Annotated in this window: 11 protein-coding genes; 6 read left to right on the forward strand and 5 right to left on the reverse strand. The window is 68.3% G+C overall.

The annotated features are described in order from the left end of the window. Positions 1-7 precede the first annotated feature (7 nt). Positions 8-1,474: an ATPase domain-containing protein gene (locus tag NV401_RS16455; protein WP_261295539.1), complete on the forward strand. Its 1,467-nt coding sequence runs from the start codon at positions 8-10 to the stop codon at positions 1,472-1,474. 18 nt (positions 1,475-1,492) lie between these two features. Further along, positions 1,493-4,366: a PAS domain-containing protein gene (locus NV401_RS16460; RefSeq protein ID WP_261295540.1), complete on the forward strand. Its 2,874-nt coding sequence runs from the start codon at positions 1,493-1,495 to the stop codon at positions 4,364-4,366. Between the two features lie 22 nt (positions 4,367-4,388). Here the strand turns inward: NV401_RS16460 and NV401_RS16465 are convergent, their stop codons facing one another. From NV401_RS16465 to NV401_RS16480, 4 genes are read right to left on the reverse strand one after another with little or no spacing between them, the layout of a single operon-like run. After that, a complete protein-coding gene (locus NV401_RS16465; protein ID WP_261295541.1) occupies positions 4,389-4,685 on the reverse strand; it encodes a hypothetical protein in 297 nt (98 codons plus the stop codon). Positions 4,686-4,737: 52 nt separating this feature from the next. Continuing rightward, a complete protein-coding gene (locus tag NV401_RS16470; protein ID WP_261295702.1) occupies positions 4,738-6,141 on the reverse strand; it encodes an efflux transporter outer membrane subunit in 1,404 nt (467 codons plus the stop codon). A gap of 50 nt (positions 6,142-6,191) precedes the next feature. Then, a complete protein-coding gene (locus NV401_RS16475; RefSeq protein ID WP_261295542.1) occupies positions 6,192-9,368 on the reverse strand; it encodes an efflux RND transporter permease subunit in 3,177 nt (1,058 codons plus the stop codon). 6 nt (positions 9,369-9,374) lie between these two features. Beyond that, positions 9,375-10,550: an efflux RND transporter periplasmic adaptor subunit gene (locus NV401_RS16480; protein WP_261295543.1), complete on the reverse strand. Its 1,176-nt coding sequence runs from the start codon at positions 10,548-10,550 to the stop codon at positions 9,375-9,377. 79 nt (positions 10,551-10,629) lie between these two features. Between NV401_RS16480 and NV401_RS16485 the strand changes: the two genes are divergently transcribed. Continuing rightward, positions 10,630-11,271 carry a TetR/AcrR family transcriptional regulator gene (locus tag NV401_RS16485; RefSeq protein ID WP_261295544.1) on the forward strand — a complete coding sequence of 214 codons (642 nt, stop codon included), beginning with the start codon at positions 10,630-10,632 and terminating at the stop codon, positions 11,269-11,271. 133 nt (positions 11,272-11,404) lie between these two features. Here NV401_RS16485 and NV401_RS16490 read toward each other — a convergent pair whose 3' ends face one another. Next, positions 11,405-11,803 carry a lysozyme inhibitor LprI family protein gene (locus NV401_RS16490; RefSeq protein ID WP_261295545.1) on the reverse strand — a complete coding sequence of 133 codons (399 nt, stop codon included), beginning with the start codon at positions 11,801-11,803 and terminating at the stop codon, positions 11,405-11,407. Between the two features lie 233 nt (positions 11,804-12,036). Between NV401_RS16490 and NV401_RS16495 the strand changes: the two genes are divergently transcribed. The 3 genes from NV401_RS16495 to NV401_RS16505 all read left to right on the forward strand — a co-directional run bounded on the left by NV401_RS16495 (position 12,037) and on the right by NV401_RS16505 (position 16,837). Continuing rightward, positions 12,037-12,579 (forward strand): DUF3617 domain-containing protein, encoded by a 543-nt coding sequence (locus NV401_RS16495; protein ID WP_261295546.1) that lies wholly within the window; start codon positions 12,037-12,039, stop codon positions 12,577-12,579. A 95-nt stretch (positions 12,580-12,674) separates the two neighbouring features. After that, complete coding sequence (locus NV401_RS16500; protein WP_261295547.1) at positions 12,675-15,518, forward strand: DUF2339 domain-containing protein; 2,844 nt, start codon at positions 12,675-12,677, stop codon at positions 15,516-15,518. After that, positions 15,515-16,837 carry a DUF3999 domain-containing protein gene (locus NV401_RS16505; RefSeq protein ID WP_261295548.1) on the forward strand — a complete coding sequence of 441 codons (1,323 nt, stop codon included), beginning with the start codon at positions 15,515-15,517 and terminating at the stop codon, positions 16,835-16,837. The genes NV401_RS16500 and NV401_RS16505 overlap by 4 nt, the downstream gene beginning before the upstream one ends. Positions 16,838-16,860: the final 23 nt, after the last annotated feature.

Consider the following 16,860-nt stretch of genomic DNA (forward strand, 5'->3'; position numbering starts at 1 on the left):
CAAAGACGTGGCGAATTGTTCAACCGGCGTGACCGGCCTCGACGAGATACTGGCCGGGGGGCTGGCGCACGGGCGCCTGTTCTTGCTGGAAGGCGCCCCGGGGGCGGGCAAGACGACGATCGCGACGCAATTCCTGATGGCCGGCGCGGATGCCGGCGAGCGCGTCTTGTACATCACCTTGTCCGAAACCGAGGACGAACTGCGCGATGGCGCGGCGTCGCACGGCTGGCATTTCGCACCGTCGTTCGAAGTGTTCGAATTGGTGCCGCTGGAAAGCCTGCTCGACGAACAACAGCAGCAGAGCCTGCTCTATTCGTCGGATCTCGAACTGGGCGAGACGACCAAGCGGATCTTCGAGGTGTTCGAACGGGTCAAGCCGAGCCGCGTGGTGCTCGACAGCCTGTCGGAGATCCGCCTGCTGGCGCAGAGCTCGCTGCGCTATCGCCGGCAGATCCTGTCGCTAAAACACTATTTCTCGCGCCAGAACGCGACCGTGCTGATGCTCGACGATCTCACCGCCGACGTGCTCGACAAGACGGTGCACAGCGTGGCGCATGCGGTGATCCGCCTGGAGGAATTGTCGCCCAATTACGGCGCCGAGCGGCGGCGCATGCGCGTGCTGAAATATCGTGGCCGCAAATATCGCGGCGGCTATCACGATTTCGTGATCGATACCGGTGGCATCCGGGTGTTCCCGCGCCTCGTGTCGGCGGAATACCGCACCGATTTCTCGCGCGAGACGGTGGCGATCGACAATGAGGCGCTGAACGGGCTGGTCGGCGGCGGGTTCGAGCGCGGCGCCAGCACGCTGATCCTGGGGCCGGCGGGCACGGGCAAGTCGCTGCTCGCACTGAGCTTCGTCAAGGCGGCGGCGGCGCGTGGCGAAAAGGCCGCGATGTTCATCTTCGACGAGGAACTCGGCCTGCTGGTCGATCGCGCCCGCAAGCTCGATATCGATCTGCCGGCGATGATCGAGTCCGGCAATCTGGTGATCGAGCAGATCGACGCCGCCGAACTGACGCCGGGCGAATTCTCCCAGCGTGTGCGCATCTGTGTCGAGAACAACCGCGCACGGACGGTGATCATCGACAGCCTCAACGGCTATCAATCGGCGATGCCCGAAGAGCATGCGCTGATCCTGCACATGCACGAACTGCTGCAATATTTGAACCGGCAGGGCGTGATGACGTTCCTGACCGTCGCGCAGCATGGGCTGGTCGGTGATATGAAATCGCCGGTCGACGTCACCTACCTCGCCGACACCGTGATCCTGTTGCGATATTTCGAGGCGATGGGGCGGGTCCGAAGGGCGATTTCGGTCGTTAAGAAGCGCACCGGTCACCACGAGGATACGATCCGCGAGTTCATGATCGGCAGCAGCGGCATCACCGTGGGTGAGCCGTTGACTGCCTTCCAGGGCGTGTTGCGGGGCGTGCCGAACTTGGTTGGCGACGGTGCGGGTTTGCTCGAATAAGACAGGTTTGATGAGCCGTTGAATCGTACATTTGCCGAAGGCGCGATCATCCTGGCGCCGCGCGGTCGCGATGCGGCGATCGCACAGGCCATGCTGCAGGAAGCCGGGCTGCAGGCGATGATCGCCCCCAGCCTGGCCGCGTTCGTCGTCGCGCTGCGCAGCGGCGCGGGATTCGCGGTCGTCACGGAAGAGGCGCTGCGCGGCTCCGACCTGCGCGATCTCTCGGGCTTCGTCTCGGATCAGGCGGAATGGTCCGATCTGCCGTTCATCGTGCTGACCGAGCGCGGCGGTGGGCTGGAGCGCAATCCCGGCGCGGTGCGGCTGCTCGAGACGCTGGGCAACGTCACCTTTCTCGAACGCCCCTTCCACCCGACGACATTGCTGTCGCTCGCCCGCGCGGCGCGGCGCGCGCGGCTGCGCCAATATGAGGCGCGCACGCGGCTGGAGGACATCCATGAAGGGCAGGAGCGGCTCAAACTGGCGCTGTCGGCGGGCGGGCTGGGGGCGTGGCAGATCGACCTCACGACGATGACGCTGCTCGCGGAGGACGATACCAAGGCGCATTTCGGGCGCCGCGCCGACGAGTTGTTCAGCTATGCCGACCTGATCGCCAGCCTGCATCCCGACGATCGCGCCGCCGTGCGCGAGGCGGCGACGCGGGCGATCGCGCAGAGCGAGGATTATGCCGTCGACTATCGCGTGATCTGGCCCGATGGCTCATTGCACTGGATCCAGACCAGCGGGCGCACCGAGGTCGATCGCAACGGCAAGGCGCTGCGGCTGGTCGGCGTGTCGCACGAGATTACCGAGCGGCAGCAGAGCGAGGCGCGGCAACGCGCCCTGCTTACGCTCAGCGACTGGCTGCGCGAGGCCGCCACCCCGGCCGACATGTCCTATCGCGCCGCCGAAATCCTCGGTACCACCTTGGCGGTCAGCCGCGCCGGCTATGGCACGATCGATCCGGTACGCGAGACGATCACGGTCGAACGCGATTGGAACATGCCGGGGGTGACGAGCCTCGCCGGCACGCTGCAGTTTCGCGATTACGGTTCCTATATCGAGGATCTCAAGCGCGGCGACACTGCCGCCATCGCCGACGTGCGGCTCGACCATCGCACGCGCGACAACGCGGCGGCGCTCGAGGCGATCACCGCGCGCTCGTTCATCAACATGCCGGTGATCGAGAATGGCGCGTTCGTGGCGTTGCTGTATCTCAACCACGATATGCCGCGGCATTGGTCGAGCGACGATCTCGCCTTTATCCGCGACGTAGCGGATCGCACGCGGACCGCGATCGAGCGGCGCCGTGCGGAAGATGCGCTCACCACGCTGGCCGAGACGCTCGAGCGGCAGGTCGAGCAACGCACGCGTGAACGCGATCAGACGTGGCAGAATACGCAGGACCTGCTGGCGATCCTCGCGCCCGACGGCACGTTCATCGCCGTCAATCCGGCCTGGACGCGCGTGCTCGGCTGGGCGCCGCACGAGATCGTCGGGCAGGACCATCTGGTGTTCAGCCATCCCGATGATCTCGAGAGCGGGACGGCGGCGCATGCGCAGTCGCTGCGGGGATCGCTGCGAAATTTCGAGAGCCGCGTGCGCCACCGGGATGGGTCGTATCGCTGGGTATCGTGGGTCGCGACCAGCGAGAGCGACCGCGTCTATGCCAGCGGGCGGCACATCACCGCCGAACGCGAGGCGCGGGCCGCGCTCGAACAGGCGCAGGATCAGCTGCGCCAGGCGCAGAAGATGGAGGCGGTCGGCCAGTTGACCGGCGGCTTGGCGCACGATTTCAACAATCTGCTCACCGCGATCTCGGGCAGCCTGGAACTGATCCAGACGCGCATCCGGCAGGGCAAGGTCGAGAGCGTCGATCGCTACGTCAACATGGCACAGCAGGCGGCCAAGCGCGCCGCGGCGCTGACGCACCGGCTGCTGGCCTTCTCGCGCCGCCAGACGCTCGATCCGCGGCCGACCGCGATCAACCGGCTGATCGCCAGTCTCGACGATCTGCTGCGTCGCTCGGTCGGGCCGGGAATCGAGATCGAGATCGTCGGGGCGGGCGGGCTGTGGACCACATCGGTCGATCCCAACCAGCTCGAAAATGCGCTGCTCAATCTGTGCATCAACGCGCGCGATGCGATGCCCGAGGGCGGGCGCATCACGATCGAGACGGCCAATAAATGGCTCGACGACACCGCCGCGCGGGAACGCGATCTGCCGCCCGGCCAATATGTCTCACTGTGCGTGACGGACACCGGCACCGGGATGACCGCGGAGACGATCGAGCGTGCGTTCGATCCCTTCTTCACCACCAAGCCGCTGGGCGAGGGGACCGGCCTCGGCCTGTCGATGATCTATGGGTTCGTGCGGCAATCGGGGGGGCAGGTGCGGATCTATTCCGAGCTTGGGCAGGGCACCACGATGTGCCTGTATCTGCCGCGCTGCTATGACGAGGCGGAGGCCGAGCCGACAGCCGAACCCGGGATCGCGCTCGACGGGACGCCGGGCGGCAAGACGGTGCTGGTGGTGGACGACGAGCCCGCCGTGCGCATGCTGGTGACCGATATCCTCGCCGATCTCGGCTATACCGCGCTCGAGGCGGGCGACGGCCCGGCGGGCCTCGCGATCCTCGAAAGCGATGCGCGGATCGATCTGCTGATCACCGATGTCGGCCTGCCCAAGGGGATGAACGGCCGCCAGCTTGCCGATGCCGCGCGGGTCGGCCGGCCCGATCTCACCATCCTGTTCATCACCGGCTATGCCGAGAATGCGGTGGTCGGCAACGGGCATCTCGATCCCGGCATGCATGTGCTGACCAAGCCGTTCGCGATGGATGCCCTGGCCCGGCGAATCCGGGATCTGATCACCAGTCCGCCGGCCGCGCGGTAGCGCGCCCGACGCTCCGGGCGGGTCAGTTGCGCGTGGCAGCCTGGCCGCGGCGATGCTTGCCGCCATAATGCTGGCCAATATAGCCGCCGATCCGCGCCATCTCGCTCGCGGCGGCGCTCGCTGCGGTCTCGGTGCACGGGAACGGTGCGCTCTCGCACTGCTTGGTGCGGCTGGCGACACGGTCGCACAATTCCTCGATATCGGCGCGGCTCAGCACGTTCTTCTCGCGCAGCAGGCACAACAGCGTCTGCAGGATGACGAGGCTTTCGTCGCCGGCGCTGGCGTGGCTCGAGCTTGCGGGTAGGTCCAGGCTTCCCATCGTTTCTCTCCTATCGGGGAGAGACTATGCCTTTCCTGATCTACCGCAAGGCCTATTGCAGCCCGCCGCCCAGCGTCCGGTAGACCGCGATCAGGTTGCTGGCGCGCGCCAGCCGGGTGGTGACCAGTGCCTGCTGCGCCGCATAGGCGGTGCGCTGCGCGTCGAGCGAGACGAGAAACGAATCGACCCCGGCGCGGTAGCGCGCATCGGACAGGCGCGCGGCGACCTGCGCCGATCCGGCACGCGCGGTCTGCGCCGCGACCTGTTCGTCGATCGTGCCGCGCTGCGCCAGCGCGTCGGCGACTTCGCGGAACGCGGTCTGGATCGCCTTTTCATAGGTGGCGAGCGCCACCTGTTGCGAGGCGCGGGCATAATCGAGATTGCCCTTGTTGCGCCCGGCATCGAAGATCGGCAGGCTCAGGCTAGGCCCGGCGCTGTAGGTGAAGCTCCCCCCGCCGAACAGGCCGGACAGCGCGGTGGACAGCGTCCCGAGCGTCGCGGTCAGCGAGATATTGGGGAAGAAGGCCGCGCGGGCCGCGCCGATATTGGCATTCTCGGCGATCAGCTGATGCTCGGCCTGCAGCACGTCGGGCCGGCGCAGCAGCAGCTCGGACGAGACGTTGCCGGGCAGCGCATCGAGCGTGGCATTGCCGCTCCCCAGCCCGTCGGGGAGCTGGTCGGCGGGCACGGTGGTGCCGACCAGCAGGTTGAGCGCGTTCTGGTCCTGCGCGACCTGCGTCTGCAGCGCGGCGATGTCGTTGCGCGCGGACTGGTAATTGGTGTCGGCCTGGCGCGCTTCCAGTTCGGAGGCGACGCCGATGCGGAACTGCGCGCTGGTCAGGCGGCGCGTTTCAGCGAACGCGCCAAGCGTCTGGCGCGAGAGTTTGAGCTGTTCCTGGTCGGACGCCATGGTCAGCCAGGCGGTAGCGATTTCCGCGATCAGGCTGATCCTGGTCGCGCGCTGCGCTTCTTCGGAGGCGAAATACTGTTCCTGCGCGGCGCGGCTGAGATTGCGCACGCGGCCGAACAGATCGACCTCGAACGCGGAGACGCCAAGGCCGAGCTGATAGATTTCGAGATGGCTCGATCCGCCGGTGGCAACTCCGCCGCCCGTACCGGTGCCTGCTCCCGCGCCGCCCGTGCCCTGCACGTTGTTGGTGGTCGTCGCGCCGCCGGTGGCATTGAGCGACGGCAACAGATCGGCACGCTGCACGCGGTATAGCGCGCGCGCCTGCAGCACATTGCCCGCCGCGATGCGCAGATCGCGATTGTTGGCGAGACCGGTCTCGATCGTGGTGCGCAACCGCGGGTCGGTGAAGAAATCACGCCAGCCGATCCGCGTCAGATCGGGCGCGTCGCTGGGCGCCACGGGATAAACCCCGCCGTTGGGCAGATCGACCGGCACCGCGCCCAGCGGACGGATATATTTCGGCGCCAGGTTGCAGCCGGCGAGCATGGTCGACAGCGCCAGCGCGGCGAGGAACGGGCGGGGCAGGCTATTCACAATCAGGCTCCCTGGATGGCGCGGGTGCCATCCGGATGGTCGTGTGCATCATCGGTCTCGGTCTTGTGACCGCCCTGGCCGAACGCCTTCAGCACGACGACGAAGAACATCGGCACGAAGAAGATTGCCAGGATCGTGGCGGACAGCATGCCGCCGACCACCGCGCGGCCGATCGCATTCTGCCCACCGGCACCGGCGCCGGTCGAGATCGCCAGCGGCATCACGCCGAAGATGAAGGCGAGGCTGGTCATCAGGATCGGGCGCAGGCGGACCTTGGCCGCCTCGATCGCCGCGTCGAACGCGTTCATCCCCTCGGCCATGCGTTCCTCGGCGAATTCGACGATCAGGATCGCGTTCTTGGCCGACACGCCGATCGTGGTGATCAGGCCGACCTGCAGGTAGATGTCGTTGTTGAGCCCGGTCATCCAGGCGGCGAGCACCGCGCCGAGCACGCCGAGCGGCACGACCAGCAGCACCGAGATCGGCACCGACCAGCTTTCGTACAAGGCGGCGAGACACAGGAACACGATCAGCAGCGACAGGCCGTACAGCGCCGGCGCCTGCCCGCTGGACAATTGTTCCTCATAGCTGAGCCCGGTATATTCGAGCGCGGTGCCGGGCGGCAATTTGGCGTGCAATTCCTTGAGCGCGGCCAGCGCATCGCCGCTGCTGATGCCGGGCGCGGGGGCGCCCTGGATCTGCATCGCCGCCTGGCCGTTGTAGCGCGTCAGCTGCACCGGCGCGTTGACCCATTCGAGCGTCGAGAAAGCGGTGAAGGGCGACATCTGGCCGTTCTCGCCGCGCACGAACAGCGATCCGATATCCTCGGGCTTGAGGCGATAGGGCGCATCGGCCTGGATATAGACGCGCTTGACGCGCCCGCGATCGATGAAGTCGTTGACGTACGCGCCGCCCCAGGCGGTGGCGATGGTCGAATTGATCGAGCTGATGTCGATGCCGAGCGCGCGTGCCTTGTCCTGATCGATATCCACCTTGAGCTGCGGTGCATCGTCGAGGCTGACCGGGCGGATCTGCGCGAGGCGCTTGTCCTGCGCGGCGAGCCCGAGCAGCATGTTGCGCGCGGCGAGCAGCTTGTCGTGCCCGAGGCCGGTCTCGTCGACCAGCTGCACGTCAAAGCCGGTGGCGTTGCCCAGTTCCTGCACGGCGGGCGGGACGAGCGCGAACACCGTGCCATCGCGATATTGCGAGAACGGCCCCATCGCGCGGGCGGCGATCGCCTGCGCCTTGTTGTCGGCGCCCGAGCGCTCTTCCCAGTCCTTCAGGCTGACAAAGGCGAGGCCGGCATTCTGGCCCTGCCCGGCAAAGCTGAAGCCGTTGATCGTAAACACCGATTTCACATTGGCCTTTTCGGCATTCAGGAAATGGTTGCGGACGAGATCCAGCCCCTTGTCGGTGCGCGCGGTGGTCGCGCCCGACGGGCCCTGGACCAGCGCGATGATCGACCCCTGATCCTCGTCGGGCAGGAAGCCCGAGGGCAGGCGGAAGAACACGAACACCATGCCGGCGACGATCAGCAGATAGACCAGTATCGATCGCTTCCAGCCGCCTGCCGTGCGGCGCACGCCGCTTTCGTACTTCTTCTGCCCGCGATCGAACTTGTCGTTGAACCAGCGGAAGAAGCGCGCGAGCGGGCCATTGCCTTCCGCCTTGTCGGGATTGTGCGGCTTCAGGATCGTCGCGCACAAGGCCGGCGTCAGCACCAAAGCGACGATCACCGACAGCACCATCGCTGAGACGATCGTGATCGAGAACTGGCGATAGATCACGCCGGTCGAGCCGCCGAAAAAGGCCATCGGCAGGAACACTGCGGACAGCACCATGCCGATGCCGATCAGCGCGCCACTGATCTCGTCCATCGATTTGCGCGCGGCTTCCTTCGGGCTGAGATGCTCGGTCTGGATCAGTCGCTCGACATTCTCGACCACGACGATCGCGTCGTCGACCAGCAGACCGATCGCCAGCACCATGCCGAACAGCGTCAGCGTGTTGATCGAGAAGCCGGCCAGCGCCATCACCGCGAACGTGCCGAGCAGCACCACCGGCACTGCGATCGTCGGGATCAGCGTGGCGCGGAAATTCTGCAGGAACAGGAACATGACGAGGAAGACGAGCACCACCGCCTCGATCAGCGTCTCGATCACCTGCTTGACCGACAGGCGCACGAACGGCGTCGAATCGTATGGATAGGCGATCTTCACATCGGCCGGGAAGGTCTTGGCGATCTCCTCGACGCGCGCCTTGACGGCGTCGACGGTGGCCAGCGCATTGGCATTGGGCGCGAGCTTGATGCCGATGCCCGAGGCGGGCTGGCCGTTGAAGCGCGGATCGAAGCCGTAATTTTCGGCCCCGAGCTCGACGCGCGCGACATCCGACAGACGCACCACCGCGCCGCCGACATTGGTCTTCAGGCGGATCGCGCCGAACTGTTCCGGCGTCTGCAGGCGCGACTGGACCGAGACGGTGGCGTTGAGCATCTGCTCTTTGGGCGCAGGCTGCGCGCCGATCTGGCCGGCGGAAACCTGCGCGTTCTGCGCGGTCACCGCGGCGGTCACGTCGGCCATGGTCAGCTGCACCGCGTTCAGCTTGAGCGGATCGACCCAGATGCGCATGGCGTATTGCGCGCCGAACACCTGCGTATCGCCGACGCCGGGCACCCGGCTCAGCGGATCGGCGACGCGCGCCGCGACGATGTCCGACAGGTCGTTGGCGTCATGCGTGCCGTCGGCCGAATAGACGCCGACGATGAGCAGGAAATTGGCCGAGGATTTGGCGACGCGCAGGCCCTGCTGCTGCACTTCCTGCGGCAGCAGCGGCGTTGCCGCCTGCAGCTTGTTCTGCACCTGGACCTGCGCGATATCGGGATCGGTGCCCTGCTCGAACGTCAGCGTGATCGTCACGCTGCCGGCCGAGGAGGAGGAAGACGAGAAGTAACGAAGGTTGTCGATTCCCTTCATCTGCTGCTCGATGATCTGCGTGGTGGTGTTTTCGAGCGTCTGCGCATCCGCGCCGGGATAGGTCGCGCTGATCGTCACGCCGGGCGGCGCGATCGTCGGGAACTGCGCGATCGGCAGCGAACGGATGGCGATCGCGCCGGCCAGCATCAGCGCGATCGCGATGACCCAGGCAAAGATCGGCCGGTCGATGAAAAAGCGGGACATGGCTGGTTACTTCGCCGCGGCCGGCGCGGCGGCGGGGGCGGCCGGTTTGGCGTTGGGGTTCCAGGCGACGGCCTTCACCGCCATGCCGGGGCGCAGCATCGAGGCACCCTCGACGATCACCTTGTCGCCCGGGTTGAGCCCTGCCGTAACCAGCCAGTTGGCGCCCACGGTGCGCGGCGCGGTCAGCACGCGCAGCGCGATCTTGCCGTCCTTGCCCACGACCTGCACGGTCGGCTTGCCCTTCTCGTCGCGGCTGACCGCGCGGATCGGCACCAGGATGGCGTCGGATTCGGTGCCCTCGACCAATTCGGCGCGGACATACATGCCCGGCAGCAACAGGCCGCGCGGGTTGGGGAAGCTGGCGCGGATCGTCTGCGTGCCGGTCGCCGGATCGACGCTGACATCGGTGAACTGCAGCGTGCCCTCGATCGGATAGGTGCTGCCGTCCTCGAGCTTCAGGCGCACGCGTGCCGCCTGGCCGCCGCGCGACAGATCGCCCGACATGATGCGCTGGCGCAGCCGCAGCACGTCCGCGCTGGCCTGGGTCACGTCGACGAAGATGGGGTCGAGCCGCTGGATCGTGGTCAGCGCGGTGGTCTGCCCGGCCGTGACCAGCGCGCCGGTGGTGGCGACCGACAGGCCGATCCGCCCCGAGATCGGCGCGGTGATCGTCGTGCGCGCGAGATCGAGCTGCGCGGTCTTCAGCGCGGCCTGCTGCGCGGCGACGTCGGCGGTCGCCTGCTGCGCGCTGGTGATCGCATTCTCATAGTCCTGCTTGGCGATCGCGTTGATCTTGACCAGTTCGCCATAGCGGCGCTGCAGCCCGGCGCTGGAGGCGATCGCGGCGCGCGCGCGCGCCAGCGCGGCGCGCGCACTGGCGACCTGCGCGACATAAGGCTGCGGGTCGATGCGGTAGAGCGGCTGGCCGCGGCGCACCTGATCGCCTTCCTGGAACAGTCGCGCGAGAATCAGCCCGTTGACCTGCGGGCGCACTTCGGACGTTTCGAACGCGGTGGTGCGGCCCGGCAATTCGCTGCTCAGCGTTACCGCCTGGCGCTGCACCGTGATCACGCTCACTTCGGGCGGGCCCGCCGGCTGTTGCTGCTGGCCGGCATCCTTGGCCCCGCCGCACGCCGCCAACAGAGGCAACAGCGCGACCGCGGCGAATTTGACAAAAGACATGCAATACTCGCAGGAGATGATATGTGAGTGATCGTTCACTCACGTGTGCCGCTAGTGCGAAGGTAGGGGGTAGTCAAGCTTGATCCACGATAAGGACGACCTAATCGAGGTTACCGTCGCTGCCGGGGGCAGCGCGGGCTCGCGCATGGATGTGCGGCGCGGCAAGATCATTGCTGCGGCGCGCCATTTGTTTGCCGAAAATGGCTTCCACAACACCGGTATCGCACAGATTTCCAAGCTGTCCGGCGTGCTCGTCGGCCAGATCTACCGCGACTTCGCCAATAAGGAGGAGATCGTCGCCGAGATCGTCGAGCGCGATCTCCAACCGTATCTGTCTGACGAGCGGCTCGACCGGGCGGTGGAGGCCGGCGACGCGCAGGGAGTGCGCGCATGGATCGCCTATTTCATCGCCGGCGACGATACGCACGATTCACGGCTGGTCGCCGAGATCATCGCCGAATCGACGCGCAACGACCGTATCGCCGCGATCTTCCGCTCGGTGCAGGTGCGGTTGCAGCGCACGATCGTCGCCGCGCTCGAGATGCTCGCGCCGCAGCCGGAAAAGGCGCGCCGCCGCGCGATCCTGGCCGATGTGATCCTCACCATGTCAGGCGGCATCTTCCAGCGGCGCATGGCGCAGAGCGGTCCGATCGCCCCCGATCTGATCGCCGCGCTGACCGGCGCGATCTACCGCGAGATCGATCTGTTGCGGCAGAGCTGAACGGCGAGGGGCTACGCGCCGTCGCGCGAGCACCGGTGCCCGGTCGCGGATACGCAGCTATCGGCGGATGGCGGATCGCTGGTGACGATGCCGGCGGCGCCGCGCATCGCCGCGCCGACCGCGCCGTCGCCGCTCAGTCGCGCAGCCGGCTGGAGCGGCACCCCGAACTGGAGCATTCGCGCAGGCGATCGTTGAGCCAGTTGGTGCGGTCGATCGTCATGCGTTTGGCGCAGACCAGGTCGATCTTGATATTCTCGTCGTCGGTGCGGTTGCACGCGCCGTCGCGCTCGCGGATCCAGGCGCGCTGCGATCGCAGCACCGCCGTGCGATCGGCCGGCCCGAGCTTGGCGCGCAGCTTGGCATAGGCCGTATTCAGCTCGCTATCGGCCTGCATGTACACCTTGCGCTCGCAATAGACGTTGTCGAAATCGCTGGTCGGATTGTCGCAGCTCGACCGCTGCGCCGGCGCCATGGGCAGCGCACCGGCCGGCAGCGATAGGCACAGGGCGGTGAGAATCGCGATGGCGCGCATGACATGGTCCTTGAATAGTGACGATCGACGGCGATCGCATTCCTAATTCGGCATTGGCGGTGATGAGGCAAGCGCGTTTGTGTCGCCGGATGGCACGATCAGTTGTGATCTCCGGTCAGAAGATGCTCTGCCGCACGGCAATAGGCATAATTGCTGCCCCGCGCACATCGTTTGCCAGCCCGCCTTAATCTGATAGTCGTTCCGCACCGCCGGACAAAAACAAGGGTGAATGCGTGGTTTATCATAAACTGATCTGCAGCGGCCTGATCGCCGGCCTCACCGTTCTTGGCGGTTGCTCCGGCAAGACCGATCAGGCGACCGGCAACACGACGACATCGGCCATGTCCACCACCACCACCACCTCGACGGCAGTGGCGCGCCGCATGCCCAAGCCGGGCCTGTGGGAAATGACCGTCTCTGCGATGGGCATGCCCGAGGCGATGCAGCTGCGCACCTGCATTGCCGCACCGGCGCCCGGCGCCAATCCCTTCACGCCTCCCGCCCAGCCGGGCCAGAAGTGCGCGAAGAATTCGGTCGAGCCGACCGCGACCGGCTATGCGATCGACATGGAATGCAGCGCCAACGGCATGACGACGGCGATCCAGGGATCCGTGTCGGGCGACTTTTCGACCAGTTTCCGCACCGACCTCACCACCAAGATGACCGGGGCGGACATGCCGCCCGAGGCGCGGGCCGGCGTGAAGTCGTCGGTCGACGCCCGGTATGTCGGCGCCTGTCCGGCGGACATGAAGCCGGGCGAGGCGCGACGGGGCTGATCCGCGCGAGGCTGGCCGCATGGGCAGTGGCCGGCCTCGACCTGCCGGCGTAAGTCGGCCATGCCGTGGCGACTGAGCGATCTTCAGGGGGAAATATGGTTCTGTGGACCGCGATCATCGCCGCCATTGCCGGCTGGTGCATGAGCGACTTCGAAACCTATGGCTTCGTCCTGGGGGGGCTGATCGGGCTCGTCGCCGGCTGGGGACTGCGCCGCACGGTCCGCGCCGAGATCGCCGTGCAAACGCGCGAATTGCAGGCGCAGATCGATGCCTTGCTGGCCGACCGCGGCGATACGGCACCGTTCGCTGGGCCGGCGATCGAGCGCCCGGCAGCCACGGTGCGTGCCGCCGCCACGATCCGCGCGCCGGAGCGATCGCCAGTCGCCCCGCCCGAATTCACCGAACCCACAGATCGGGTCGAGTGGACTGAACCCCATGTCGTGCGCGATGCGGCGCCCGCTGCGCCGGGCGCGGTCGACACGATCGTGCAGACGGCGATCGCGGCCGCGCGGCGCTGGCTGTTCGGCGGCAATACGATCGTTCGCATCGGGCTGGTCATCCTGTTCGTCGGCTTGTCGTTCCTTGCCAGCTATGCCGCGTCTGCCGGGCTGTTCCCGATCGAGCGGCGGCTCGCGCTGGTCGCGGCGTTCGGCATCGCGCTGCTCGGCATCGGTTTTCGGACGCGGGTGGCGCGGCCGGATTTCGGCCTGGCGCTGCAGGGGGCGGGCGTCGCGACGATCTATCTCACGCTGTTCGCGGCGGCGCGGCTCTACGATACGGTGCCGGTCGGCGCGGCGTTCGTGCTGATGATCCTGGTCTGCGCGCTCGGCTGCGCGCTGGCGCTGCTGCAGAAATCGCAGGCGCTGGCGGTCACGTCGTTCGCCGGCGGCTTCGCGGTGCCGCTGCTGCTCGGCGGGGAGGGCGGCAACATCCTCGCGGTGTTCGCTTATTATACGGTACTCAACCTCGCGATCCTGTTCATCGCGCAGCGCCGCGCGTGGCGCGGGCTCAACCTGCTCGGCTTCTTCGCCACCTTCGGCGTCGCGACTTTATGGGGCGTGACCGCATACCAGCCGGCGGATTTTGCCGCGGCGCAATTCTTCCTGATCCTGTCCGTGCTGATCTACGTCGCCACGGCGGTGCTGTACGCGCGGGCAACGCCGGGCCGGTTCGGCAATGTCGTCGATACCACCTTGCTGTTCGGGCCGGCCCTGGCCGGGTTCGGGCTCGAGGCCGGCCTGGTGCACGACATGCCGTTCGGCAGCGCGTTCGCCGCGGTGGGGTTCGCCGCGCTGTATCTCGGCGTCGCCGGCGTCACCGCGCGCTATCGCCGCGACAGCTTCCGCGTGCTGAACGAGACGATGCTGGCGATCGGCGTCGGCTTCGTCACGCTGGCCGTGCCGCTGGCGCTCGGCGCGCGCTGGACCTCGGCAGCCTGGGCGCTGGAGGGGGCGGGCGCCTTCTGGGTCGGGCAGCGCCAGGCACGCTGGCTGCCGCGGCTGTTCGGGCTCGCGCTGCAGGCGGTCGCGGCCTTGCTGTATCTCGTCACGATCGGCTGGAACGTGTCGGCGCTGCCGCTCGCCAATGCCGGGTTCGTCGGCGCGATGCTGATCGCCGCGGCGCTGCTCGCCACCGCCTGGTGGCTGCGCCGGGAGCTGCCGGTCGCGGAGTCGCCGCTCGCCGCGCTGTTCGCACGCTACGAATCGCTGCTCGCACGGCCGGCCTTCCTGCTCGGCTTCGGTTTCTGGTGGCTGGCCTGGGCGGTCGAGATCGGCCGCCGCGCGCCGCCGGCATTGCGCGGCGAGATCCCGCCCGTTTTGCTCGCGCCGCAGCTGCAGACGCTGTTGTGCATGGCCGTCTTCCTGCTCAGCGCCTGGCTGTGGCAGGCGATCGGTCGACGGTGGCGCTGGCCGGTGGCGACCTGGCCGAGCCATGTCAGCCTCGCCGCCCTGGCGCTGGGATTGTTCGGCATGATCTCCGCCGGCGGCCATATCCTCGATACGCCGGACTGGCTGATTTGGATCGCGGCGGTCGCGCTGCATCTGCGCATGCTCTACCTGAACGATCGCGAACCGGCGGCGGCGGATGCGCTGCGCCATGCCACGCATGTCGGCGGCGTCTGGCTCGCCGTCGCGATGCTGGCGGATTGTCTGGCACTGGGCATCGAGTCGGCGGGGCTCTGGCAGACGTCCTGGGCCGAGGTTGCCTGGCTGGCCGCCGGGATGGCCGTGCTGGCGGTGCTGACGCGCTGGGCCGGGCGGGCGCTGTCGGGCGGCACGCAGGCGCGCCGCTGGCCGCTCGATCGCTATGCGGTCGATTATGCCTGGCGCGCCGCCGTGCCGATCGCCGCTTTGGTGTTTACCGGCGCGCTGCTGGTTGCGCTCGTATCGTCCGGCGCGACCGATCCCTTGCCCTATATTCCGCTGCTCAATCCGGTGGATCTGACGCTCGCGCTCGCGCTCGCCGTGCTGGCGCTGTGGCGGCAAGCAATGGTCGGCGCGGATCCCGTCCCGGCGGGGGCCGAGCTGCTGCACGGGCGCCACGCGCTCGCCCCGCTGGCAGCGCTCTCCTTCGTGCTGATCAACACCGTGTGGCTGCGCCTCGCGCATCATCTGCTCGGCGTGGCCTGGACCCCCGAGGCGTTGCTGGCGAGCTTCGTCGTGCAGGCCGGGCTGGCGATCCTGTGGACGTTGCTCGGGCTCGCGCTGATGGTGCTGGCCTATCGCCGCGGCCAGCGCACGCTGTGGCTGGTCGGGGCCGCCTTGCTCGGGCTGACGGTGGTCAAGTTGCTGCTGATCGATCTCACCAATGCCGGCGGCGGCGCGCGGATCGTGACGTTCATCGTCGTCGGCGTGCTGATGCTGGTGGTCGGCTATCTCGCGCCGCTGCCGCCGCGGATCGCCGCGGACGACGATGCGGCGGGGAGGGCGCTGGCATGATCCGCCTTGCTTGGCGCCTGCTGGCGGCCGGCGCCCTGATCGCCGCCGCGCCGGCCGGATCGGACGGCGATGCGGCGTCCTATGCCGTGCGGCTGGCGGTCCAGCCGGCGGCGGGCGCCAAGGCGCAGCGGATCGCGCTCCCCGCCGCCATCCTGGCCGCGGCGCAAAGCCCCGATCTGGCCGATCTGCGCGTGTTCGACGCGCGCGGGCGGGCGATGCCGATCGCGCGCGTCGCGCCGGCCGCGGCGGCCCCGCGCCGCACCTCGCTGACCGCGCTGCCGATCCTCGGCCCGGCCGACGCACTCAAGGTCACCGGCGTGTCGCTGCGGCTCGACTCGGCGGGGCGCGCGCGCGTCGCCACGCTCGACGGGACGATCGCCGATCGCGGCGACGCCGTGCTGCTCGGCGTGCTGTTCGACGCGCGCGCGATCACCGGCGGGGCGCAGCGCCTGACGCTCGCCGCCGATCTGCCGGCGGCGCAGCCGGTGACCTTCACGGTCGAGGCGAGCCGCGATCTCAACAGCTGGCGCCCGCTCACCCAGCAGGTCGTCTATCGCCCCACGCAGGGGCCGGCGACGGCCGCGCTGGCGCTCGATGCACCGCTCGCCGGCGATTATCTGCGCGTCACCTGGCGCGGCGCGGCGCGGCTAATGTCGCCGGTCACGGTGCGCCGCGCGCTGCTCGTCACCCGCCCGGTCGGCGGCGCGGACCTGCCGGGCATCGCGGCCACCGTGCCGCGCGCCGCCGCTGGCCGGACGATCGACCTGGAACTCCCCTTCGCCACGCCGATCGCCAGCCTGCGCGTCGTGCCGACCGGCGAGGATCTGGTCGTGCCGCTGCGCATCCTCGGCCGGCGTGATCGCGAACAGCCCTGGACGCTGCTCGGCACCGGCACCGCGACGCGCGCCGGTGGCACGACGCGCGCGATCGCGCTGCGCGAGGCGGCGGTCCGCCAGGTGCGCATCGACGCGGTGCCGCCCGCATCCTTTACCGCGCCGCCCGCGCTCCGCATCGGGTTCGCGCCGCGCGCGATCGTTTTCCTCGCCGCCGGGCCGGCACCGTTCACGCTCGCCGCCGGGCGCGTCGGCGCGGCCGATTCCTATCTCCCGCTCGACAGCCTGACGGACGACACCGCCGCACTCCCCACTGCCGGCGTCGCCGCAGCGCCCACCGCCGTGCTGGCGCTGGATGCAATCGATGTGCGCGGTCCTTCGCGGCGCATGCTGCTGCTGTGGGCGCTGCTGCTCGCGGCAACCGCGGCGCTCGGTGCGATGGCGTGGCGACTGTGGCGGAGCAGCAATACGACGGTCGGGACATGAGCGCCGCGCGGCAGCGCCAAGCG

Origin of the sequence: Sphingomonas hylomeconis, from assembly GCF_025370105.1 — a bacterium.
Lineage (GTDB): Bacteria > Pseudomonadota > Alphaproteobacteria > Sphingomonadales > Sphingomonadaceae > Sphingomonas > Sphingomonas hylomeconis.